This window comes from Nitrospira sp. SG-bin1 (genome assembly GCA_002083365.1).
Classification (GTDB): Bacteria; Nitrospirota; Nitrospiria; order Nitrospirales; family Nitrospiraceae; genus Nitrospira_D.
Genome location: LVWS01000011.1, coordinates 1 through 21,675 on the forward strand (window position 1 = coordinate 1; position 21,675 = coordinate 21,675).

The 21,675-nt window shown below is 57.3% G+C and carries 20 protein-coding genes; 13 read left to right on the forward strand and 7 right to left on the reverse strand.

The window, feature by feature from the left end; translation table 11 throughout:
* Positions 1-527 precede the first annotated feature (527 nt).
* The 3 genes from A4E19_15025 to A4E19_15035 all read right to left on the reverse strand — a co-directional run bounded on the left by A4E19_15025 (position 528) and on the right by A4E19_15035 (position 3,163).
* Positions 528-962: a hypothetical protein gene (locus A4E19_15025; protein ID OQW36637.1), complete on the reverse strand. Its 435-nt coding sequence runs from the start codon at positions 960-962 to the stop codon at positions 528-530.
* A 6-nt stretch (positions 963-968) separates the two neighbouring features.
* Complete coding sequence (locus A4E19_15030) at positions 969-1,229, reverse strand: hypothetical protein (GenBank protein OQW36638.1); 261 nt, start codon at positions 1,227-1,229, stop codon at positions 969-971.
* Between the two features lie 155 nt (positions 1,230-1,384).
* Positions 1,385-3,163: a hypothetical protein gene (locus A4E19_15035; protein ID OQW36639.1), complete on the reverse strand. Its 1,779-nt coding sequence runs from the start codon at positions 3,161-3,163 to the stop codon at positions 1,385-1,387.
* Positions 3,164-3,502: 339 nt separating this feature from the next.
* Here A4E19_15035 and A4E19_15040 point away from each other — a divergent pair, with 339 nt between their 5' ends.
* The 11 genes from A4E19_15040 to A4E19_15090 all read left to right on the forward strand — a co-directional run bounded on the left by A4E19_15040 (position 3,503) and on the right by A4E19_15090 (position 12,995).
* Positions 3,503-5,008, forward strand: coding sequence for a serine protease (locus A4E19_15040; protein ID OQW36640.1), 1,506 nt, complete (start codon positions 3,503-3,505; stop codon positions 5,006-5,008).
* A 90-nt stretch (positions 5,009-5,098) separates the two neighbouring features.
* Positions 5,099-6,040, forward strand: a complete 942-nt coding sequence (locus tag A4E19_15045) for a translocase (GenBank protein OQW36641.1) — start codon at positions 5,099-5,101, stop codon at positions 6,038-6,040.
* 43 nt (positions 6,041-6,083) lie between these two features.
* A complete protein-coding gene (locus tag A4E19_15050; GenBank protein OQW36642.1) occupies positions 6,084-7,052 on the forward strand; it encodes a N cytosolic Fe-S cluster assembling factor nbp35 in 969 nt (322 codons plus the stop codon).
* The gene (locus tag A4E19_15055) at positions 7,049-8,347 is read left to right on the forward strand and encodes a molybdopterin biosynthesis protein MoeA (protein OQW36643.1); all 1,299 of its coding nucleotides are present in this window, start codon (positions 7,049-7,051) and stop codon (positions 8,345-8,347) included. Before A4E19_15050 ends, A4E19_15055 begins: the two co-directional genes overlap by 4 nt.
* A 25-nt stretch (positions 8,348-8,372) precedes the next feature.
* Positions 8,373-8,891: a molybdopterin-guanine dinucleotide biosynthesis protein MobB gene (locus tag A4E19_15060; protein ID OQW36644.1), complete on the forward strand. Its 519-nt coding sequence runs from the start codon at positions 8,373-8,375 to the stop codon at positions 8,889-8,891.
* Positions 8,875-9,585: a cytochrome C gene (locus A4E19_15065; protein OQW36645.1), complete on the forward strand. Its 711-nt coding sequence runs from the start codon at positions 8,875-8,877 to the stop codon at positions 9,583-9,585. The genes A4E19_15060 and A4E19_15065 overlap by 17 nt, the downstream gene beginning before the upstream one ends.
* A 116-nt stretch (positions 9,586-9,701) precedes the next feature.
* Positions 9,702-10,445, forward strand: coding sequence for an ABC transporter ATP-binding protein (locus tag A4E19_15070; GenBank protein ID OQW36646.1), 744 nt, complete (start codon positions 9,702-9,704; stop codon positions 10,443-10,445).
* On the forward strand, positions 10,442-10,852 hold the full coding sequence (locus tag A4E19_15075; GenBank protein OQW36647.1) for a hypothetical protein: 411 nt from the start codon (positions 10,442-10,444) through the stop codon (positions 10,850-10,852). The genes A4E19_15070 and A4E19_15075 overlap by 4 nt, the downstream gene beginning before the upstream one ends.
* Positions 10,849-11,640 (forward strand): ABC transporter, encoded by a 792-nt coding sequence (locus A4E19_15080; GenBank protein ID OQW36648.1) that lies wholly within the window; start codon positions 10,849-10,851, stop codon positions 11,638-11,640. Before A4E19_15075 ends, A4E19_15080 begins: the two co-directional genes overlap by 4 nt.
* A gap of 227 nt (positions 11,641-11,867) precedes the next feature.
* On the forward strand, positions 11,868-12,197 hold the full coding sequence (locus tag A4E19_15085) for an RNA-binding protein (protein ID OQW36649.1): 330 nt from the start codon (positions 11,868-11,870) through the stop codon (positions 12,195-12,197).
* 201 nt (positions 12,198-12,398) lie between these two features.
* A complete protein-coding gene (locus A4E19_15090) occupies positions 12,399-12,995 on the forward strand; it encodes a hypothetical protein (GenBank protein OQW36650.1) in 597 nt (198 codons plus the stop codon).
* Positions 12,996-13,008: 13 nt separating this feature from the next.
* Here the strand turns inward: A4E19_15090 and A4E19_15095 are convergent, their stop codons facing one another.
* Positions 13,009-13,515, reverse strand: coding sequence for a hypothetical protein (locus tag A4E19_15095; protein ID OQW36651.1), 507 nt, complete (start codon positions 13,513-13,515; stop codon positions 13,009-13,011).
* Positions 13,516-13,778: 263 nt separating this feature from the next.
* Entirely contained in the window at positions 13,779-15,209 is a 1,431-nt protein-coding gene (locus A4E19_15100) for a hypothetical protein (protein OQW36652.1), read from the reverse strand.
* Positions 15,210-15,504: 295 nt separating this feature from the next.
* On the opposite strand from A4E19_15100, the gene A4E19_15105 reads away from it, so the two are divergent.
* A complete protein-coding gene (locus A4E19_15105) occupies positions 15,505-17,064 on the forward strand; it encodes a hypothetical protein (protein OQW36653.1) in 1,560 nt (519 codons plus the stop codon).
* Positions 17,065-17,267: 203 nt separating this feature from the next.
* A complete protein-coding gene (locus A4E19_15110) occupies positions 17,268-17,849 on the forward strand; it encodes a hypothetical protein (GenBank protein OQW36654.1) in 582 nt (193 codons plus the stop codon).
* 602 nt (positions 17,850-18,451) lie between these two features.
* On the opposite strand, the gene A4E19_15115 is transcribed toward A4E19_15110, so the two are convergent.
* A complete protein-coding gene (locus A4E19_15115) occupies positions 18,452-19,522 on the reverse strand; it encodes a hypothetical protein (protein OQW36655.1) in 1,071 nt (356 codons plus the stop codon).
* Positions 19,519-21,333, reverse strand: a complete 1,815-nt coding sequence (locus A4E19_15120; GenBank protein ID OQW36656.1) for an amino acid permease — start codon at positions 21,331-21,333, stop codon at positions 19,519-19,521. The genes A4E19_15115 and A4E19_15120 overlap by 4 nt, the downstream gene beginning before the upstream one ends.
* Positions 21,334-21,675: the final 342 nt, after the last annotated feature.

Here is a 21,675-nt window from a genome sequence, read left to right on the forward strand (position 1 = left end):
TTAACTCAGTGTCCACGGAATCGGGGGTAGCTCATAAAGCGTGTTTGCACACCTATTACCCTAGTAATTGTATTGGACGAGCAGGCTTGGCGCTTTCCCATCGTCCGGGCGTTCAACGTTCATCGCCTGTCCTGTAATGTGGAAATTCGATGGGTTCTGGCGCGTTGCGTTGCGTAAGCACAGGGAATCACCAAGGGGCCCCCTGCGTATTGCCTTATTGGCCATGACGATCGGACTGCCGAGTAGGTGCGAGCTATGTAGGTGAACCGCTTGCCGGCGAACTGTGCGGATTACGCGAATTAGGGCGATTCAGATGAGGCGAGCGAAGGAAGTGTGGTCAGGACGAGCGAGGCGGCTGGGTCATCCGGCTTGAGCGGTGAAACCAGCAAGGGCCGTTGCTCCTGATTGAACTGAGTCTTGGCCGCCCAGGCACGCCTCGGAGTCCCTTCAAGAGGTAGTAGGTGAAGAGGTGGCGGTACTTTGTGATCGTGAGTTTGTGGAGTAGAACAGGAGTTCTGTTTCGGCGTTTAGGGGGTACGAATGTCGATGCCGTCCAGGCGAAAGCTTAGAAAGTCCCGCGTATTGAAGGTGAGTAAGGTCTTCACGCGCGCAGCTCTTGCACAAGCTGCGATCACCCAATCATAGGTCCGACCGCCAGCTATGTCGTGGTGGGCGGCGTCTCGGAGCAGCGGCCGAAAGGCTTTGTTGTCCAAGGCTACGAGTGTTCCGACGTCGAGAAAACTGGTCTCGATCAGAGTGATCGCGTCCTGCGGCGACAGTCGATGGGGCGGCGGGAGTCTGGTGAGTACTGCGTAGGCCTCGATCAGGGTTGGCGTGGCGATGACCAGGGATTCCCGCTCCGCAAGTCGGCGCTCCATCTCCGTAATGGCTCGCTCATGGTGCTCATGCCAGGTGCACACCGTGGCGACCATGACGCTGGTGTCGGGGAGAAAACTACCCATATGGGGCTAGGAGGTTGCTCTGTCGCGGATCAGTTGTCGGCGTGTCCGCTCGACGGTCTCGCTCGTGAGTTGCTCGACCGGATGATCCGGCATCGCAACAAGAAACCGACCACGTTTCTTCAGCTTGACAGGGAGCGGTGCCGGCTCGATTTCAATTAGTCCCTGTCTCCAGCGGATCTCCAACTCGGCGCCTGGCTGTAGTCCTGCTTCCCGCCGCAGTTCCTTGGGAATCACCAGACGACCAGCAGTATCGATGGTTGTTTTCATGGTAGTAAATATACCATTGTTTTACCCATTCTGCAAACATGACCTTGGTACAATGGTTATTGTCTATACAGGTGCCGTGACGATTGGCCTGCCGAGATAGGAAGTGCAGTGAACGGTTGAGCCACTTGCCAGCGAACCATTATGAATCGTGCGGATTAGGGCGCTTCAGAAGAGGTAAGCGAAGGAAGTGCGGTCAGGACAAGCGAGGCGGCTGGGTCGTCCGGCTTGAGCGGGGGAAGCAGCAGAGGCCGTTGCTCCTGGTTAAACTGAGTCTTCGCCGCCCAAGCGACTTTTTGGCGCACGTAACCGGCGAGCTCTCCGAATGTGACGGTGCCGTTGCGGTTGGTATCAGCCTCGCCTCGGAGTCCCTTCAAGAGGTAGTAGGTGAAGAGGCCGTGGCGGTGCTGGTCGTCTTCCAGCCCCTTCGTCAAGTCGTCGCCCCCGATCAAGCCAATCGCATTGCCTCCACCGAGGTCCCAGTTGGGTGAAACGCTTTTTCCCTTCGCCTCGCCGCGCAATCTGGTCACCATCCCGTCGAACAAGAAGAGGACCTGTTTGGCCTTGAGCCTGGCGAAGGCCGACTCCAGGTCGGTGAGCGGGTAGAGTCGGGCCGAGTCCGTCGCACTGCCATCATAAGGCACCAGCATGATGTCACCGGTGGGTGTCACCAGCGCCTGTCCTGAAAAATAGACGATCACGACGGCATCCTGAGCGGCATGTTGTGGGAGCCAACCGAAGAACGCCTCATGGAGATCGGCTCGGAGGGCCTTCTGGTTGTGCAACAGCCGGATGTTGGACGGAGGGACGCCGCCGAGCGCCTGAAAATAGGCGGCGACGATGTCTGCGTCATGTGACGCATACTTGCGGGACGGCATCCGAGGGTCGAGATAGGAACTGAGGCCGACGGCAATCACAGAGGTGTTTGAGTGCCAGACTCCTGCTGTCTGCGCCGGGACCTGATCGATATTGTCCCCTCTGGATCCGGTTGGAGCAATCGTGAAGGAAAGTGTTTGAGGCGGGGGCGCGACCCCACTATGCTCCTCCACGGCAACCCGAATCTCGGCCGGCTGTGGCTGTGCGAGCAGCGGCAAGGTAGCGACAAATTCCAGCGATTTCGTCTGGCCCGGCTGCAGAGGCAGGATTCTCAAGACGGTCGTGGGGAACCGTTCGATGACCAGTTGGGTTCCGGTGAGGGAGGCCGATGCCTTCTCGATCTCGGCCGTTCCCGTATTGACGACGTCCACCCGTACCCGGATATGCTCGCCACCCTCGAACACGAGATCGCTGTTTTCGTCGAGGAGTGTCGCCTTGAACTGAAGATCCGGCGACGTTGAAGTCGAAGACCCTCCCCATTGTCCTGACTGGTTCGGATGCATCGATGCGATGGGCTCCGAGCCACCGGCCGCCAGTCTGGCATTCAGGGAGACACGGGTTGCAACATCGATGACGGTGTCGTGGATGAAGGGTTCGATGATGTAGTTGCAGTTTTTCGAAAGCTGTTCGAGTCGTAACCGTTCCTGCCGGGCCACCTTGATGTCTGCTTGCCGGAGCAAGTTCCCCTTTCGGTCATAGATGCGGGCAATGGCGTTGAGTTGGAGGTTCGCCGGGACGCGATCGTACAAGGCCTCCTTGATGAGGTCGAACGACGAATCCACCAACTCAACCTGAACGGCATAATCCGGCGTGGAGGCGTCGCCGGGGCCTTCGTCGCCCGTCCCTTTGAACGTGCGATGGATCCCTTCCCGTATGGCTTCCTCAAGCCGGTCTCCCAGCGGAATGTCCTGCAGCTGTCCGCAGGAATCGCTGTAGCGCAGCGTCAGGTCTTTCAGCGATGAATGAACGTCCAGCTTGGCAGTGGCCGGCAACGGGTCTCCCAGCGGGGGAAATTCGAGGTGTTTAGCGCAAGCGGTCGACAGGAGAAGCGCACACCCCATCCATGCCCTTGTTACCAACCCACTCCACTGAAACTGTTTTTTGGGGATCACGGCCTGACCTATGGTGCCGAATCGCGGTGTGACCGCCGCCACCGTACTGGAAACATCCGGGTGAAAGCAACCGTCCGGCAGGGAGGAGCGGCATGGATGTCTTTTAGGCGGTGAGGCGGTGAGAAGACATGTCCATTAGACTTCTCTCATGGCGGGACCTTGATAGGAGAGACTTTTCCTCTTTGAAGCTCATCGATGGCATGGTGTAAGATGAAGTGTTGAATCCCCAAAGATGCCTGTGTGTCCAACGCACTCTCGATGAGAGTCACATCCTGGAGGAATTCCGTTATGGCGAACTGGAGTCAGCAAGCGAGGAAGCTACTTATCGGCAGCGGACTGATTATGTGGGCTCTTGTCGGCAGTGGATGCGTGTCATCCGCATCGGCCGCAGGGGTCCCTCCAGCATGGGCGCAAGGCTTTTCGGACATTGTGAAAAAGACCACCCCTGCCGTCGTGAACATCGCCGTGACGGGCGGCGGGGAAGGGAGTCGCAGACGAGGGATGCCTCCGAACCCATTTGGAACCCCTCCTCCCCCCGGGGATGAGCCGGGAGGAGAAGGGCCCACGCCGCCGCCGATTCCGCATGGTCCGCCTGCGCCGCACGGCCGTCCGGATCAGAGTGCAGGCTCCGGCGTCATCCTGGACTCCAACGGATTCATTGTGACCAATAATCACGTCGTCGAGGGAGCCAGCCAGATCACGGTGACGCTCAGCGATCGGCGCGAGTTTACGGCGAAGGTGGTCGGCACCGATCCGAAGACGGACTTGGCGGTCATCAAGATCGAGGCCAAGGATCTGCCGTCGCTGAAATGGGCGGAGTACGAAAAGCTACAGGTAGGAGACCTGGTGCTGGCGGTGGGAAGTCCGTTCGGTCTGAGTTCGACTGTCACGCTCGGCATCATCAGCGCCCTTGGGCGTGGGAACGTCGGCATCGCGGACTATGAGGATTTCATTCAGACCGACGCCGCGATCAATCCTGGAAATTCCGGCGGCGCGCTGATCAACATGAACGGAGAGTTGATCGGGATCAACACCGCGATCTTCTCGCGGACCGGCGGGTCGGAAGGGATCGGGTTTGCGATTCCCAGCAGCATCGCGCTCGATATCGTGGACAGTCTGCAGAAGACCGGCAAAGTCGTGCGAGGGTGGATGGGCGTCGCGATTCAGGAAATCACGCCGGCCTTGGCGAAGTCGTTCAAACTGCCGGAGCAGCGGAAGGGCGTGTTGATCAGCGACGTCAATGAAAACGGACCGTCCCATGCCGCCGGTGTGAAGCGCGGCGACGTCGTCGTGGCTTTCAACGGCAAGGAAGTGCAGAGCGTCAGTCAGCTGCGCAACCTCGTCGCCCGAACCGTGGTGGGAAAAGACGCGCTGGTCAAGGTCTTGCGCGACGGAAAAGAACAAATGATCACCGTGAAGGTGGCCGAACGTCCGTCGGATGAAATGCTGGCCAAGAAAGAAACGGCGCCGCCGAAGGAAGCGGGAGAAACGATGAAGCTTCCGGACAATGTGCTCGCGTCGTTGCGCGTCCAAACGCTGGACAATGCGTTAATGAGCCAGTTGAACATTTCCGCGAAGACGGTCGGCGTCGTCATCACCTCGGTGGAGCCGGGTGGACCGGCTGAGGCGGCCGGCCTTCAGCGTGGTGACGTGATCCAAGAAGTCAATCACGAGCCGATCAAGACGCTCGGCGACTACCAAAAGGCCGCGGAGAAGATCAAGAAAGACGAACTGGCCGTGTTGTTGGTCAATCGCCAGGGCAACAGCCTGTTTGTGGCGATCAACCCGAAGTAAGGAGCACAGGGACAGTCGTCGATCTGTCGATTCCGGCAAACCCGATCGTCGGATCGTCGGGTCGACAGATTCCAATACTTACGAGGCTCTGTGCTGAATAAACTGAACCGGTGGCTGCAAGATTCGATCTTCAAGCCGCTGGAAGATAAAAAGATGCCGGTCATGGAACACCTGGTGGAGTTCCAGGTCCGGCTCACGCGCGCGGTGATCGTCCTGGCAGTCATCTTCATGGGGACGTTTTTTTATGCCGACGCGCTGGTCAAGTGGCTGCGGGTTCCGCTCCAGAATATGTTCGTGCCCAGCAAGCTGACGTGGGAACCCACCGATCTGCCGACCGTGCCGTTTGTCTTCCTGGCCCCCGCGGAGGCGCTGTGGCAGAACGTCAAAGTGGCCGGACTGTTCGCCGTCGTGGTCGCCATGCCGTATCTCTTGTTTGAGGTTTGGCGATTCGTCGTTCCGGGACTTCACGCGCAGGAGCGGCGGTTTGTCGCGCCGTTCGTCTGTGTGAGCACGTTGGCGTTCTACGCAGGGGTCGGGTTCTCGTTTTTCTTCGTCCTTCCCTTCGCCCTCAATTTTTTGATTTCGTACGGCGTGAACGCCGGATTCGTGCCGCAGATCTCGATCGCTCAGTACGTCGGGTTTGCCCTGTGGTTCCTGACGGTCTTCGGATTGATCTTTGAGGTCCCGTTGGCCATCACCCTCATGGCCAAGTTGGGCTGGGTCGATGCGCCGTTCCTGGTCCAGTATTGGAAGTGGGCGTTGTTGGGATCGTTCGTGATCGCCGCGATTTTGACTCCCACGCCGGATCCGTTCAATCAGACGCTGATGGCCGGCCCGATGTTTCTTCTCTACTGGGTGGGCATTTTCGGCGCGAAAGTATTTGGCAAGAAACCATCCGTGGAGAGTCCTCAAGCTGGGGTGCCGACCGTCGCCATGGCCGGAGTGGGTGCCGGAGGCGCCGCGTCAGGCATGGCGATGCCGAATGCCTCGGGTGACGACTATGTCGCAGTTCCCGGAGGCCGACCCCGTTAACGACGAAGGCGAGCGACTGAAATAGTCGGAGAAAAGAAATCTCATGGCACGTGAACTCAATGTCATCAACAGTCCCAATGGAAGCGGGGATGCCTGCACGTACATGTGGGCTTGCGCCATCTGCGACGAAACCGAGCGGTGCCAAAAGGATAAGGAAGGGCATAGCCGGTGGCTGGTCGCCAAGCGGATGGCGCGCATCGAGCACAAAGTGCTCATCATGAGCAATAAGGGCGGCGTGGGGAAGAGCACCTGCACCACGAACATCGCGGTGAGCCTGGCGCTCAAAGGTTGGCATGTCGGGATCTGCGACATGGACATTCACGGCCCCAACATTCCCAAAATGGTCGGCGCGGAAGGCCAGAAGCTCAAGATCAGCACCTCAGGCGGGATCATTCCCTTCCAAGCCTACAATTTGAAGATCGCCTCGATGTCGTTTCTCCTGCAGAACTCCGACGATCCCATCATTTGGCGCGATGCCTACAAGTATGAGTTCATCAATCAACTCCTCGGTGGAGTGGACTGGCAGGATTTGAACTTCCTGTTGATCGATCTCCCGCCGGGCACCGGAAACGAGTCGGTCACGACGATCGATTTGCTCGGCACGGTGAGCGGTGCCGTGATCGTGACCACGCCGCAAGAAGTGGCGCTGCTCGATTCCAGGAAATCAGTCACCTTTTGCAAGGACAGCGAGGTGCCGATCATCGGGATCGTGGAAAACATGAGCGGATTGGAGTGTCCGCATTGCCATACGCACATCGACGTCTTCCGGAAGGGCGGCGGGGAAGCGTCGGCGCTCGACATGGGCGTCTCGTTTTTGGGACGGATTCCGCTCGACCCGGACGTGGTCACACAGTCCGACGCGGGTGAGCCCTTTGCGCTGTTCAACTCTGACACGCCGACGGCGGAAGCCTACCACCGTATCGCGAATCAGGTGGAAGCGTTCTGTAAAAAGGGCGCCTCATTGCTGAAAGCGGGGCGGACGGCAGACCCGCTGAAAGGAGTCGGTCAGTGAAAACAGCGGATGCCATGACCGGATTGACTCAGCTTCACGATGCGCAAAAGGTCGTCCTCGACGCCGCGCCGGTGTTGGGTCTGGAAAAAATCTCGATTCTCGACGCCTTGGACCGTGTCCTGGGCCAGGATATCGTCGCCGAGCGCGATAATCCTCCGTGGGACAATTCAGCCATGGATGGGTTTGCCGTCAGATGGGAGGATATCAAGCAGGAGCACGCCATTCAGAAGCCGGTCACGCTCTCGATCATCGAGGACGTTCCCGCCGGGACCATGCCGTCCAAGACCGTCGGTGCCGGTCACGCGATTCGGATCATGACCGGAGCGCCGATTCCAAGAGGAGCGGATACGGTTCTGAAGGTTGAGGACACGGAGCCGACGTCCGATTCCGTTCGAGTCTTCAAAACGGAACCGAAGGGCGCCAACATCAGGCCGCAGGGAGAGGATGTCAAGAAAGGGGACTGTATCATCGCGAAAGGAACCAGGGTCCGACCCGGCGAGGTCGGGATGTTGGCCATACTGGCGAAGTCGTTGGTGTTTGTGTACCAGCGGCCACGGGTGGCGATCCTGTCGACCGGTGACGAGTTGGCCGACTTGGACGAGCGACTCAGCGAGGAGAAGATCATCAATTCAAACAGCTATGGGATCGCCGCGGCCGTGCAGGAAGCGGGTGGCATCCCGTTCTTGCTCGGTATCGCGCGGGATACGCCGATGGCGCTCAAGGAGAAGATCTCGCAGGGATTGAACGCCGACATTCTGGTGTTGTCCGGCGGGGTCTCGATGGGCGACTATGATTTCACCAAAGCGGTGTTCCGTGAGCTCGGCGCCGAGATGAACTTTTGGAAGCTCGCCATTCGCCCCGGTCAGCCGGTGGCCTTCGGGAAGATCCAGGGCAAACTCGCGTTCGGTCTTCCCGGCAATCCGGTCTCGTCGATGGTCACCTTCGAACAATTGGTGCGACCGGCGTTACTCAAAATGAGCGGGTGCCGGAGTTACGGACGTCCGGTGGTGCAGGCCGTTTTTCAAGAACGGTTCTCCAAGCGGAGCGACCGGCGGCATTTTCTGCGCGGCATCCTCACGAGGGAAGATGGACTATTCAAGGTTCGGACGACCGGAGATCAGGGTTCCGGTATTCTGACGTCCATGGTCAAGGCCAATTGCCTCATCGATGTGCCGGTCGAAGTCGAAAAGCTGAATCCCGGCGATGAGGTCTCGGTTCAGTTGTTGAACGGTGAAGCATGGCCTCACTCCATCGAACATCAACAGAGCGGTGAACATCGTCTCTCCTGTTGTTGATCAGCAATATCTCAACGGTCACGGTATGTCTATCCCCATCGTTTCGTTTATCGGTCGGTCGAACAGCGGGAAAACGACGTTGATCGAACGCGTCATACCCGAGTTGGTCAAGGCCGGGTACCGCGTGGCGACGGTGAAACATGCCGGCCACGGGTTCGATCTTGATACGGAAGGAAAGGACAGCTGGCGCCATAAACGTGCCGGAGCCAGCAGCGTCGTGGTGGTGTCGAAGGGCAGCCTCGCGCTGTTTGCCGATGTGTCCGAACAGCTGAAGGTGGAGGAAGTACGCGATCGATTCTTGGACGCTTCCTACGACCTCATCATCGCCGAAGGGTGGAAAAGCGAAGGGTATCCGAAAGTCATCATCGTTCGTGATCAGCTCGGTGAGATTTCGTACTCGTCCGACGGTCTCTTAGCGGTGGTCTCCGACAAGCCGATCGATCTTCCGGTGACCGTGCTCCATCTGGACGATGTGGCCGGAGTCGCCGCCCTCTTGATCAAGCAGTTCCCTCTCAGACGCCGGGAGCATGAACTGGACGTCTAAGGCCACGCCGGTGCTGACGCTCGTGATCGGAGCGATCGCTCTGGTTGGGACCGCGATCCCGCTGACGGATCAGCCGACATTCTGCGCAGGATGCCACACGGTCGCCCCGGCGTATGAGAGCTGGGCCAGGTCGTCCCATAAGGAAATCACCTGCGTGGCATGCCATGTCCGGCCCGGCGTGCAAGGCTGGTGGTCCGACAAGGTCTTGGCCGGGGTCAAGGATGCGGCGATCTTTGTCTTTGGCACCCCGACCGATGCTCACAATCTCAAGGCGAAGGTGGATTCCGGAGTCTGCCTCAGTTGTCACAGGCATATCCTTCGCGTGTCCGAAACGGCGCCGCGTGATCTCCCCTCTCCGGTGAAGGAGGTGGGCTTGATCATGGGCCATCGCCAACATATGGAAGCCTTCAAGACGCGTGGACGAGATGAAGGCTGTACGACGTGCCATGCGGGGGTCGTGCATGATGAACCGATCAAGGGATATCCGATCGTCATTCCACGCGGGCATGTTTCGGCCGACAGTCAACCTTGGTATCCGGCTCATCCGGATGGTTCCTACCTCAGAGCCAGGGCGCTCGGTGACTGTTTTCGCTGCCATGATGGGAGGACGCAGCACGGCGGGAAAACATTGGACCGCAAATGCGAGACGTGCCACCTTCCGGAAAAAATCAGCGACACCTTGTTATTCGACTGACAGGTTGGACCTCCTGCGGAGGATCGGGATGGATTTCGTGATGGTACAACGACTGTGCTGGAAGTGCGAACATTGTACTGTACCAGTCTGCTGATCGACCGAACACGTTCACCGCCATGGCCACTCCAGTCCTGAAAGCCTCCGGTCTCACCAAACGCTTCGGCGACTTCACCGCCGTCAATGGAGTATCGTTCGAGATCAGGCCAGGAGAAATCCTGGGTCTCTTGGGACCGAACGGAGCCGGGAAAACCACCACGATTCAGATGCTGTTGGGACTCGTCACTCCGACGGCGGGTTCCATCCATATGTTCGGTCTGGACCTTTCCACGTATCGCGAGGAGATTCTGCAGCAGGTGAATTTTTCGTCCACGTACATCTCCATGCCCCAGGCGCTTACGGTGGAAGAAAATCTATGGGTCGTCGGGCGGCTCTACGGGATGTCGGATATGCCTCGGCGTGTGAACGACATCGTCAAGAAACTGGAGATGGAAGAGTTCCGGAACAAGATTACCCGCAAACTGTCGTCCGGCCAGATGACGAGATTGACCTTGGCAAAAGCGTTTCTCACCGAACCGCGCATCCTCTTTCTGGACGAGCCGACGGCGAGTTTGGACCCCGATATCGCCCACAAGATCCGAGCCTTGCTCAAACAGGAACGGCACGCATCCGGGCTGAGCATTCTCTACACGTCGCACAACATGCGTGAAATGGAGGAAATGTCGGATCGCATTATTTTTCTTCAGCGCGGTCGGATCGTGGCGGAGGGAACGGCGCAGGACATTATCAACCGATTCGGGAAGGCGGATTTGGAAGAGGTCTTCTTGAAATTCGCACGAGAACAGGGGGAGTCGTCGTTGTGACAGAGGTCTTGCTGAACGGCTGTGCCGGATTCTTTACCGGAGGGCTCGCCCTGAGCGCGGCGTGGGGTCTCTTCTGGTTGACGATCAGCCTGGTCGGTCTGAGTCGGCGAACCTGCGGGTGGCGCATGGTCTTCATGAGCGTGGTGGGAGGGCTTGTGCCGCTTGCGTTGGCGATCGCCCTGGTGTGGTGGGTTGGAGGACTTGAACGAATGACGCCTGTGTTCGCAGTGGGACTTTTGGGAATGCCGACGGTACTGGCAGGATTGTGGTTACGACGGATGCCGGACGGACAACGGGCGGGCACGCACCTGGCTGCGGGGGCGCGGCATCTCATGGAGGAGCTTCTTGGCGCGCATCGGGGCTGCGGAGGCTGTCAGGATGGACATGATCATGAGACGTACCGATGAAACTGCACCGCGTCACGGCCTTGATCGTCAGGCATTTGTACCTCTATCGGCGCAGTTTGCCCCGCATCATGGAAATTTTCTATTGGCCGTTCCTGGATCTCGTGATCTGGGGGTTCATCACCCTCTATTTAGCCCGCTATCAGAGCCAGGTTCCGGGATTCGTCACGTTTTTTTTGGGGGCGTTGATTCTCTGGGACATGCTGTTCCGATCGCAACAGGGGATTACGATTTCCTTTCTCGAAGAACTCTGGGCCCGCAACTTGATGAATCTGTTCGCCAGCCCGCTGAAGCCGAGCGAGTTTCTGGCCGCCACGATGGCGATGAGCGTGATGAAGGTGACGATCGTCTCGATCGTCATGGCCGGCTGTGCCCTCCTGTTTTATTCGTATAACCTCCTGATCATCGGGGCATGGCTGTTGCCCTTCGTGCTCAATTTGGTCATTACCGGTTGGATCATCGGCGTGTTCACGACGTCGCTCATCATGAGGTTCGGACAGGAAGCCGAAGTGCTTGCCTGGAGCATGGTGTTTCTCTTTCAGCCGATCTCCTGTGTCTTTTATCCCATGGAAGTGTTGCCTAAATGGCTGCAGATGATCGCGTTGGCGAACCCGGCCGCACACATTTTTGAAGGAATGCGAACGGTCTTGGGTACCGGCAGCCCACCCATCGGAGAGCTTGCATGGGCCGTCGGTCTGAACGCGGTGTTGCTGGTCGGAGTGGTGGCCTGGTTCTACCGGACGGTGGCCTATTGTAAGGATCAAGGGCTCCTGGTTCGAGTCGGGGAGTGAGGTTGTAATCCAAAGGGCTCTGTGCTAGGGTATGAGCGGCTCGTGTCGCCCTGGGTCTCGACGATACTGAGCGTCTATTCAGAGGAGACCCACAATGCCGATGTTGCCTTGTCCGGGAATCTTGTCGGAAGTCAGACCTAAGTCGCTGCACTGTTCGCGTCTTCGGCCCGCTCCTTCCCCGTTCCTCGTGCTCAAGACAATGTCATTATTTTAAAGGAGGAACCCCGATGGGTTCGAAGATTTATGTCGGTGGGTTGCCCTATTCGGCGACCGAGCAGCAATTGAGTGACTTATTCGCAGCGCATGGCGCGGTCGCGTCGGCGCGGATCATTACGGATAAGTTTACCGGCCAATCCCGTGGATTCGGCTTTGTGGAGATGTCCTCGGATTCCGAGGCTCAAGCTGCGATTACGGCCCTCAATGGATCGGAGATGGGTGGCCGGACCTTGACAGTCAATGAAGCACGTCCTCAAGAACCGCGTGCCGGCGGCGGGGGGCGTGGTGGATTTGGTGGCGGCGGTCGAAGCGGAGGCGGTGGAAAGCGCGATCGCTGGTAGTTGAAATAGTCCAGCATGCAGAATGGAGAGGGGTTGCCATGGTCCATGGCAACCCCTTCTTTTTTTGCGCGCTGAATAGGTGGATAATGCAATCAGACGGATGATACGTGCGTCCCACAAGTACCGCAGAGAGATATGAGTGTTGTGCAATCCCAGATAAGGCCGGCTGATCTACACACGTTCTCACTCCACAGGAACCCGGTGGCGGTGGTCGAGAACTTTTGGTCGCCGGAGGAGCGGCAGTTCTTTCGGGAGAAGATGAATCAGGCTTCGTGGAAAAGCCTGTCCGATCTGCCGCATGTGCGGGAAGACTTTCCGAATTCGGGCAACTGGGCGAAAGCGGACATCGGTCCTGAGGAAGGTCCGCGGTTTCTGTCGCGATTACAGCTGCCCTGCATTCGTGACTATATCGAATCGTTCCCGAATATCATCGGGCGCCACGTGGGATTCAGCTATTACTCGTATGCAGCCGGCGACTGTCTCTTGACGCATGACGACACGGATCAGGGTCGGGTGGTTCAAGGACGCCGAGCGCCGCAGCGGCGAATTGCCGTCGTCACCTACTTCCATGAGGAGTGGCAGCCTGATTGGGGCGGAGAATTGATCATCTATGAACGACGAACGGATCGCAGCGGGGGGCAAGCCAACCTCACGCCGACCCACTGTATCGAACCTCGGCCAGGATCGCTGGTGATGTTTACCGTTCCTCGATTCCATCGGGTCTGCCGCGTGGACTTTACGGCTGGCCAGCATCGGCGGCTATCGATCGCCGGATGGTTCATGACGGAACATGACTAGGGTGGGAGGATGGCTAACCGAACCAGTCGGTATCGTTCGCTGCACGGGCTCGCGTTTCCACCGCAAGCGTCGGCGCCGGCTGTGCGAGCACGTTTTTGACAAGGCTGATGAGGCGGTCACGCTCGAACGGTTTTGCCAAAAAGGGGAGCGTGCCCCGCTTGATGCCATGGTTGGCCAGATCCCTGTCAGGATTCCCCGACATGAGAATGATACGAAGACCGCTCCGGATCTTGCTGGCGCGAACCGCCAATTCATGGCCGTTGACGTGCGGGAATTGGTTGGACATTGAGACGAGTTGAAAACCCGGCGGAGGCAGCACGAGGTCTGTCAGAAGCAGATCGATCGGTCCTTTGTGTTGCGTGCAGAGCTTGAGGGCCTCCGAGCTGCCGTCGGCTTCGAGTACCATGAATCCTGCCTCTTTCAGCAGAGTGGCGCAGAACTGGACGACCGGACGTTCATCGTCGACGACTAGAATGGTTTGTGCTGATTCTCCCGCCTGTCTCTTCGGCTGACCGTCCATGGTAGTTCCCCCATCCTCATCATAGTGCTGAACAGGTCACGGGGCGAGGAAAACTTCCATTTTCACCAACATGAGGTCTGTCGTTTTGTCGATGACATTGTCGTTGTCATTCCCACCCTCCACCCAATACTTTGAACAAGCTGACCGTATCGGTGAGGCGAGTCCGTTCGGACTGGACCAGTCGGGTCGCCCTGAACGTGGGAGGCCGTCGGTCCGCTTTGACTCACCGACCTGCCGTTTCAACCAATTGGTGGCGGAGCGCTCTAAGAGGTTCGGCTTTTGAGTGCCTCTAGCCGGTTCTTATCGAGACTCACGTGCAGCGACTTTTCCTGAGTCACCACGACGGCTCCCGGTGCCTGGCCCTTTGCTTTCTTCACCCACTTGCGTCTGGTGTACATCACCTCGCCTTTGCCGCTTTTCTTCAGATCACTATAGAGCAGGGCCAGCGTCGCGGCGTCACGGAGAGTTTCAGGCGGAGGTTCTGTTCCTTTATCCAGCCGGACGACCACATGTGAGCCCGGTGTACCGCGCGCGTGCAGCCAAAGATCTTCACTCTTGGCCAGATCGAATGTCAGCTCGTCATTTTCCCGGGCATTGCGTCCGACAAAGATGGGAAATCCATCGGTCGAGGTAAACCGACGAAACGGACCTCGTCGCTGGTCCCCGGCGCCATGATCCTTGTTGAATGTTAAGTTCAAACGTGTAGGTATTACCGGAGGAGTCCAAGTTCCTTGCTCGATATCCTTGAGCTCCTGGCGCAGACGGTCTACTCCGCGCTCCGCTTGTTCGATGCGCGGTTTGAGTTCGCGTTGCGCGGCGAGAAATTTGCGATGTTTGCGAAAATACTCGTCCATATTCTCCCGGGATGATTTCATCGCGTCGAGGGGAATTGTGATGACGGGGAGCGTGTCATCGAAATAATCCGTGAGCTCGATATGATCACTGCCTTTCGTGATCGTACCGAGGTTGGCCTTGATCAATTCCCCATACCGAGCATAGTCACGATAGGCTGCGGCCTTCGAGAGGTCGCTGCGCCAGGCTTCGATCAATCGCAGATCCTTCTTGAGTGTTTTTTTCAGTAATCGCATGCGAGTTTCTTTGGCCTGAGCGGCCGATCGGGCCGTGTCTTGGTTCTGATAGTAGTCGTCGAGTGCCGCCGAGATGGGGAACGGGGCGTCGGGAACTCCGGCGAATCGAGCCGGTGCTCCATCATGTCCCGTGACGCGAGGGGTCGGCGGAAGATAAGGGTGGCCGACGAGATGGCGTTGGTTGCCGAGATCGCGGAGGTGACGTCGCTCGGCATCGAGTACCAGGAAATTGGCTGTTTTGCCGGTCAATTCACAGACGAGCGTGCGCGGGCCATCCCTGCCGGTGATCTGGAGCTCAACGATCCGATCATGCCCCATCTGACGAATGTCGTCCAGTCTGGCTCCCTGAACATGGGCCCTCAGGAATTGGCAGAACGGCGGAGGCGTGGGGGGATTGGGGTGCGATCGGTTCGTCATGTGCAGACGGGCCGTGCCCCCTTCGCAGGAGATCAGCAAACGATGGGTTTGCCCTGGTACGCGGACATCGAGGATCACCGTGCGCGCGGTGGGTTGATGAATTTTCTGGATCCACCCCCCACGCAGGGCTGCAGACACCTCAGCGAGGACATGAGACAAGTCGGACACAGTCATCATCGTGAGCGACATCCAATAGCGGCCTGTAGACGGCTACGTTCTTCGCTTATGTCTCTGATTGCCGATTTGTCCATAGCTTGGCGCGTTGAAAGAATGAGTGCCTTTCGTGAACCACTGTACGATTCGCCGAACAAACGCGCAAGAGCATTAAGGCATTCTCGAGCGCGAGAGTCTGCGTAGAACGAGGAAGAGGCGTATGATCTCCCGCCTGGCTGTAAGACAGCATGAGTTGCGCGGCTTGGGCTTGCGCCGCTTTTGTCGCTACGTTAGAGTCCTCTCCCAGCACCGTTCACGCAGTGGTTCCGCCATGCTCCTTCTCGATGTGCCACAGCTCACGCAACTACGAGATGAGTTTCGCCTCTCGATGCGTCGGCTGTTTGTCGATTTGTGTCGAGAGCTGCACGCCGACCATGCCGATCTGGCCGGAGAATTCGGGCTGCCGACCGGTTTCTTCGACTACCTCCACTCAAGCCTGGCATTGCAGGCCTATTCCGACTGGAAACTGGTGGGATGGATCGAGACGCTCAATGATCTCGTCTACCTCTTGGACGTGCTCAAACAGTGGAAGGTTGAGCGTGACCGGCCGGATTTTACGGCGCAGTTCTTCGACGAATGTGGGGAAAAGTTTTTTGAACACGGCTATCTGGATGATCTCTTCCCAACGGGCCGGCCTCAAGCGAGCGGAATGGAGAAGCGGCTGATCGCGCTGTGCCGGAAGTTGGCACGGGAATTGGGCCAGGAGTCCCTGTGGTTGGATCCGACGTTGCCGGTGAAATGGTGTCGTCAGCACAAGGTCGGGCGGTGGGACGTGCCAGGAACGCTGTCGGACCATGTCGAACGGGGGGAGCCTTCCGGAACGGTCGCGGTCGGTATGACCGGAGCCTGGTGCCAAGCGCCAAGTGACGTGCAACGAGCGGCGCGCCAATCGGCCGGACGTGTCGTGTTTCGGGTGGAGCCGACCGGCATTACCGTGAAGGCCGGCAAGATCGTTTCACCCATCTGGTCGGCTTCTGCAGAACCATGGAAATGGACGTACCATCACCCCGAAGTCGCCATTCAAGGCGACCACGATCCCGTCACCGTCGGTCCGACCCTCGTCTATGGGAAAAATCGTCAACCGAAGACGATTAGGCCCACCGAGCCGCGTCAGGTCGCCAGGATTGCCCGTGCTTGGCGGACGATCCGTCTCGCTTGGCCGGAAGGGCATGCGCTCCTGGGATTGTTCACGACCCGTCTTATCCCGCTTCAGGCCGATGGGGTGGTCAGTTTCAGCTATCGGCACCGACCTGGACTGTCATTCATCAACTGTTTCGACCGCGGCAATCTCGATTTGATCGACGATCTGATCCATGAAAACAGCCATCACCACTTGAATCTTCTGCTGCGCAAGCATGTCATGTATCGTGGCGACCATCACCAGCAGATCTTCTACTCACCGTGGCGGCGGAGCCTCCGGCCATTGCGCGGGATTCTTCACGCGACCTTCACCTTTGCGATGGGCGCGCTATTATTCCTACATCTTTCGTCGTGGGCGACCGGACGAGGAGGGACGGCAAGATGGAAAGAAGCCGGTCTGACAGGCTGTGACCTGCAGCGAGCGCAGTTCCGTTGTTTGGAGGAAGTCGCGTCCGTCCGGTACTCGCTGCAGGATCTCCATTATGCCGATCACCATCTCGGGTGGCTCACGGGATCGGGGCGACGCCTGGTCGGTCAGCTGACGCACATCATCGATCAGGTCGAACGGGAAAGTGAGCGATTCAGAAGAGAAGTACATCGATCCATTTTCAGTCCGGCGTTGCGGAAACACCTGAAGGAGCTCCATCAGGCCCGCCGAACCTACGGACCGATGCGACTGAGTCAAGCCTGATCCGCCGGTGATCTCATCTTTTGTGCTTCCGCCGAAAAGAACGTTGACGAGTGGATGGGCGCTCTCAACGCTGTACGCGGACGGATCGTCCTATCAATCAACCTCCACCTCAGGAGAGTTGAGCAACCCTTGCCGATCGAACATTCCATATTCCTTGACGATCACTCCGTAGGATGTAGACTCGACGGCAAGAGGTGAGAACTATGCGCACGCTCAAGACCACGCATGATACGACATCGGTTCCAATGATGGGGTGGTGCCTCGCGACGCTGGTTTCCGGTCTGATTATCGTGGGAGACGCGGCTGCCATTGAAAACGCCAAAGCCATCAAGGTTGAGAAACTGCTGACGCTCATCAAAGTCTCAGAACTCGAGTCTGAATATGAGTCACTCACTCAAAAATACATCGGCGAATACGAGCAGCAGATTAGAAAATCCGTCGCGAGCACCTATCCCGACCTGACCGGTGAAAAAAAGAAGGAAGTCGAACGACTTCTTGACGCATTCTTGCAGGACATCAGAAAATCGATCGGGCAGGTCGAAACGCTCCATGACCATCTCAAACATGCGTATTCGAAAGGCTTTGGCGAAGATGAGCTGGATCGTCTCATCGCGCACTATTCCTCACCGCTTGGTGAAAAGGATGCAGGCATGAAGAAGAGTGCCGCCATCGAATACAACAAGATGTGGACCGCTCAATTTATGAATCAATACAAAGCCCGAGTCGAGAAACTGTTTCAGGTGATCGCCCTGGTTGCGAGAGGCAAGGGAAAACAGGGCGCTTAAGCGGGTAACAAACCCCACACCGTCGTGTCGGCTCCTGTCTGCCAGAAGAATCACCACTCCAGAGCGGTGCAGCCCACCGATTAGCGACAGGTCGAACAACCACGCGAGCCAGTGAAGCGTGAGCGGTGTCGTTCTCTCTACGCCACGGCTTACGGAACCCGCAAAACAACTCTGTCTTCCCGCAATGGCAGCTGCCTACATGTTCCACCTCGCCCAGAATCATCCATTTGTGGATGGAAACAAGCGGGCAGCGGTTCTGTCCACTCTTGTCTTTCTCCAAAGTCAATGGAATTGAGGAACTTCCTGATTCCAAAGGACTAGAGCGACTCTTCAGAGTGCTGCTGGCGAAATGGGTAAGGATGAGTTGGCCAAATGGATTCGAAAGAACGTACGAAAAAAGAAATAGCCCTCGGGAGGCACTTCAAGGAGCTTCCCAAAGCCTCCTTGGTAATCTCTTCCCATTTTTAACGCGCATCATTTCATTAGGCGGTTGTTAAAATTAATTGGAAGCATACGGTCCTATTATCCCAACAAAAATGGGATCACTATTGATGCTATCCTAATCAGAGGCTGCATAAGTTCACGAGGGATTCTTCATCAGTCTACGGCTCCACCGTCACGTCTACAAATGCCGGCAAGCTGTCTGCACCTTTTTTGTCCGTCACACGCAACTTAAATCGATAGGTTCGCGGCTCTGAGACGGTCGGGGCGAGGAAGGAGGCTTCTGAGTTATTAGCGTCGAGCAGCGAGACTTTGCTGCCCCGCACTTGGCTCCAACTATAGTAGAGTGCTTCGCCTTCCGGGTCACGGCTCTTGAGTCCGCTCAGTTTCACCCGAGATCCGGCTTTGACCACTTTATTCGTCCCTGCGTCGGCGAGGGGTGGTTCATTCGGTTCGGCGTTCACATTGACATCTACATCCAATGATGCGTGCCTTCCGCAATTCGCGACGGTGATAGTGGCCTTGCCGTTCCCGACAATTTGCAGCAAGCCCCCCGGCAAAATCTTGATGACGTTCAGATTGGAAGACTCGTAGGCTGTGCCAGTGGCCGGCGTGCTGATGCGCCGGCTGACGCCATCGGTGAAGTCCGCAACGACGGGAAGTTCGAAAACCTTGCCGAGTGAGTCCACGTGTCCGAATGCGGAGGACTGCCCGGCTCTGCCGAGTTGCAACGGCTTCTCTGTTTCAAAATCGATGGCCGTGAGAGCGGCGGAAGGGACTACCTTTACGATGATTTCATCGAAGACAGAGCGGGCCTCCAAGCGGCCACGGGAGATTTCGGCCACTGCCAGCAGACGCATCGGTCCAATGCCGTCCAGCGGCACTTGCAGTGAGCCTCCAAAGGCGGGTTCCTGTTCGGCTGAGCTCACCATCGCGACCGGCGCGACGATGGAGCCGGTGGCCGTCGAGTCATCCTGTTCGACCAACACTTCGTCCTGGTCGCCATACCAATAGTAACGGACCTTGACGATGCCCGCATTCCTCCCAAGATCGACATGTACAGTGACCGTGCTTCCCCCCGCGAGCGTGGCTTCTTCCGCAGGTTCCGTGATTTTGAAGGCCAGGACATGCAGTGGCAGGCTAAGGCAAAAACATAGGACAAGCAGGGAAACGAGGAATCTAAAGAGACATGTGTGAAGCGTGATATCCGATGGTTGATGTGGCACGGTCACCTGGTGAGGTGATAAGGAACATCAATGAGAATCACCCGGTCTTTAAAGAGGAGTGCGGCTTTGAGCATCAAAGCCCGTTGGTTATGAAGGATGCTCTGCCACCACCGTGCGGGAAGGATCTCGGGGATTACTACCGTTACCCAGGTATTCTGGTCTTTTTCGAGCAATTCTTCGACATAATCCAGTAACGATCCCAGGACTGAACGGTATGGGGAGGAAAGGGCGATTAAATTTACGCCTCCTCCCCATTGAGCCCACTGGATTTTGACTTTGGCGCTTTCTTCGGGATCAACATCGACGAAGACGGCGCGGATTTCACCTGGTCGGCTGCGCGCATAGTCCAACGCACGAACCACGGCACGATTTAAACCGCTAATGGGAATAATGACGATATTGCGCCTCGGCAACGGAGGACGTTCTCCTCGACGATCCAGCGCGATTTGTTCGGTGACAGCTTTATAGTGAGAGCGAATTCCCTGAAACATGAGGAGAAGAATGGCCACCAGTACAAAAACGATCCAGGCGCCCTGCATAAACTTGGTGCTCGCGATAATGATGGTCGCGATGCCGGTGGTCAGGGCGCCGGCCCCATTGACGATCAATTTAGTCTGCCAGTGCGGTCCCTTTTTAACCAACCATCGCTTCACCATGCCGGCTTGCGAGAGCGTAAAAGACACAAACACGCCGATGGCATACAAGGGAATCAATGCGTGCGTATCGCCTTGGAACAGCACCAGCAAAAGGCAGGCGAAGAATCCAAGGATGATGATGCCGTTCGAAAAGACCAGGCGATCGCCGAAGGTCGCCATCTGGTGAGGCATGAATCCATCACGCGCAAGGATCGAGGACAGATGAGGAAACCCGGCAAAGGCGCTGTTCGCAGCCAAGACCAACAACGCCATGGTACCGATCTGGATGGCGTAGTAGACCGCCCCCGTGCCGAATGTCAGTCGGGCCAGTTGGGAGACCACCGTCTCATCAGACTTGGGGAGGATGCCATAATGATAAGCCATCCAGCTGATACCCATGAACAGTGAGGCCAGGATGGTCGACATCCAGACCATGGTGGTGGCGGCATTATTGGATTCAGGCTGACGAAACGCTTTGACTCCGTTCGAAATGACTTCCATACCGGTGACCGCTGAACAGCCAGCAGCAAAGGCGCGGAGAACTAAAAACAGAGTAAGGGTTTCTGTCTCGACCGGATTAGCGATGGGAGGGATCTCGCCGGAATTCGAGAGAGACCGAATTGTACCCGCTATGACAAGCAGGCCCAATCCTCCTATGGCAAAATAGGTCGGAACGGCGAAAAACTTGCCGGACTCGCGAACTCCGCGCAGATTCATCACGATGATGAACAGAATCGCGACAAGGCCCAAGGCCTCCCGATGGATATACAGACTGGGGATTGCGGAGGTGAGCGCTGCAATACCAGCTGCGACGCTGACGGCGACAGTTAACACATAGTCGATCATCAGTGCTGCTGCCGCGACCAGGGCGGGCCGGTCGCCTAAATTGGATCTTGCGACGACGTATGCACCACCTCCCTCCGGATATTCATAAATGATCTGGCGATAGGAAATCGTCAGGACCACGACGAGGAAGAGAATGGCGAGGCTGACTGGGATCGACCAGGCGACCGCAGCGGCCCCTGCGAGCACCAATACCAGCAAAATTTCTTCGGTCGCATAAGCGACGGACGAAATGGCATTCGATGAGAAGATGGCTAGGGCGATGGTTTTAGAGAGCCGTTCGTGTCTTGCTTGGGCGGTCTTAAGTGGATCTCCGACGAGCCAGCGCTTGAGGACCATGCGATGATTATCTCATAAACGTCTTTCCGGGTGAATGTTAAGATGGTCCTGCCAGTAGGTCGAAAGACTCAGATGGAGTAAGCGTTTGCGAGTTCAGCCATGTTCCGCGATGGGAAATCGGGTCGCTGTGAGGAGATCTTTGTGTGCCAAGAAATGAATCGACTCAAACCATGGCGATCAGCCGGCGGTTCCATTGATCTGCACCAGAACACAAATGCTACATGCAGACCGCTCATGATCAACATGGTAGGGTACCCCGAGAAATAAATATAGCACCATGGAATCAGTGCGTTACAGGGCGGGTCCCTCTCGGTGATGTAATCTTCTCTGTGTAAAAGACGA

What these genes read in the sequence shown, in the direction of transcription:
- A4E19_15110 (OQW36654.1), top strand. Translation starts at nt 17,268, where the DNA reads ATGCGCACGCTCAAGACCACGCATGATACGACATCGGTTCCAATGATG.
- A4E19_15100 (OQW36652.1), bottom strand. Translation starts at nt 15,209, where the DNA reads ATGTCGCTCACGATGATGACTGTGTCCGACTTGTCTCATGTCCTCGCT.
- A4E19_15040 (OQW36640.1), top strand. Translation starts at nt 3,503, where the DNA reads ATGGCGAACTGGAGTCAGCAAGCGAGGAAGCTACTTATCGGCAGCGGA.
- A4E19_15095 (OQW36651.1), bottom strand. Translation starts at nt 13,515, where the DNA reads ATGGACGGTCAGCCGAAGAGACAGGCGGGAGAATCAGCACAAACCATT.
- A4E19_15030 (OQW36638.1), bottom strand. Translation starts at nt 1,229, where the DNA reads ATGAAAACAACCATCGATACTGCTGGTCGTCTGGTGATTCCCAAGGAA.
- A4E19_15070 (OQW36646.1), top strand. Translation starts at nt 9,702, where the DNA reads ATGGCCACTCCAGTCCTGAAAGCCTCCGGTCTCACCAAACGCTTCGGC.
- A4E19_15065 (OQW36645.1), top strand. Translation starts at nt 8,875, where the DNA reads ATGAACTGGACGTCTAAGGCCACGCCGGTGCTGACGCTCGTGATCGGA.
- A4E19_15025 (OQW36637.1), bottom strand. Translation starts at nt 962, where the DNA reads ATGGGTAGTTTTCTCCCCGACACCAGCGTCATGGTCGCCACGGTGTGC.
- A4E19_15085 (OQW36649.1), top strand. Translation starts at nt 11,868, where the DNA reads ATGGGTTCGAAGATTTATGTCGGTGGGTTGCCCTATTCGGCGACCGAG.
- A4E19_15080 (OQW36648.1), top strand. Translation starts at nt 10,849, where the DNA reads ATGAAACTGCACCGCGTCACGGCCTTGATCGTCAGGCATTTGTACCTC.
- A4E19_15035 (OQW36639.1), bottom strand. Translation starts at nt 3,163, where the DNA reads ATGGGGTGTGCGCTTCTCCTGTCGACCGCTTGCGCTAAACACCTCGAA.
- A4E19_15120 (OQW36656.1), bottom strand. Translation starts at nt 21,333, where the DNA reads ATGGTCCTCAAGCGCTGGCTCGTCGGAGATCCACTTAAGACCGCCCAA.
- A4E19_15060 (OQW36644.1), top strand. Translation starts at nt 8,373, where the DNA reads ATGTCTATCCCCATCGTTTCGTTTATCGGTCGGTCGAACAGCGGGAAA.
- A4E19_15050 (OQW36642.1), top strand. Translation starts at nt 6,084, where the DNA reads ATGGCACGTGAACTCAATGTCATCAACAGTCCCAATGGAAGCGGGGAT.
- A4E19_15105 (OQW36653.1), top strand. Translation starts at nt 15,505, where the DNA reads ATGCTCCTTCTCGATGTGCCACAGCTCACGCAACTACGAGATGAGTTT.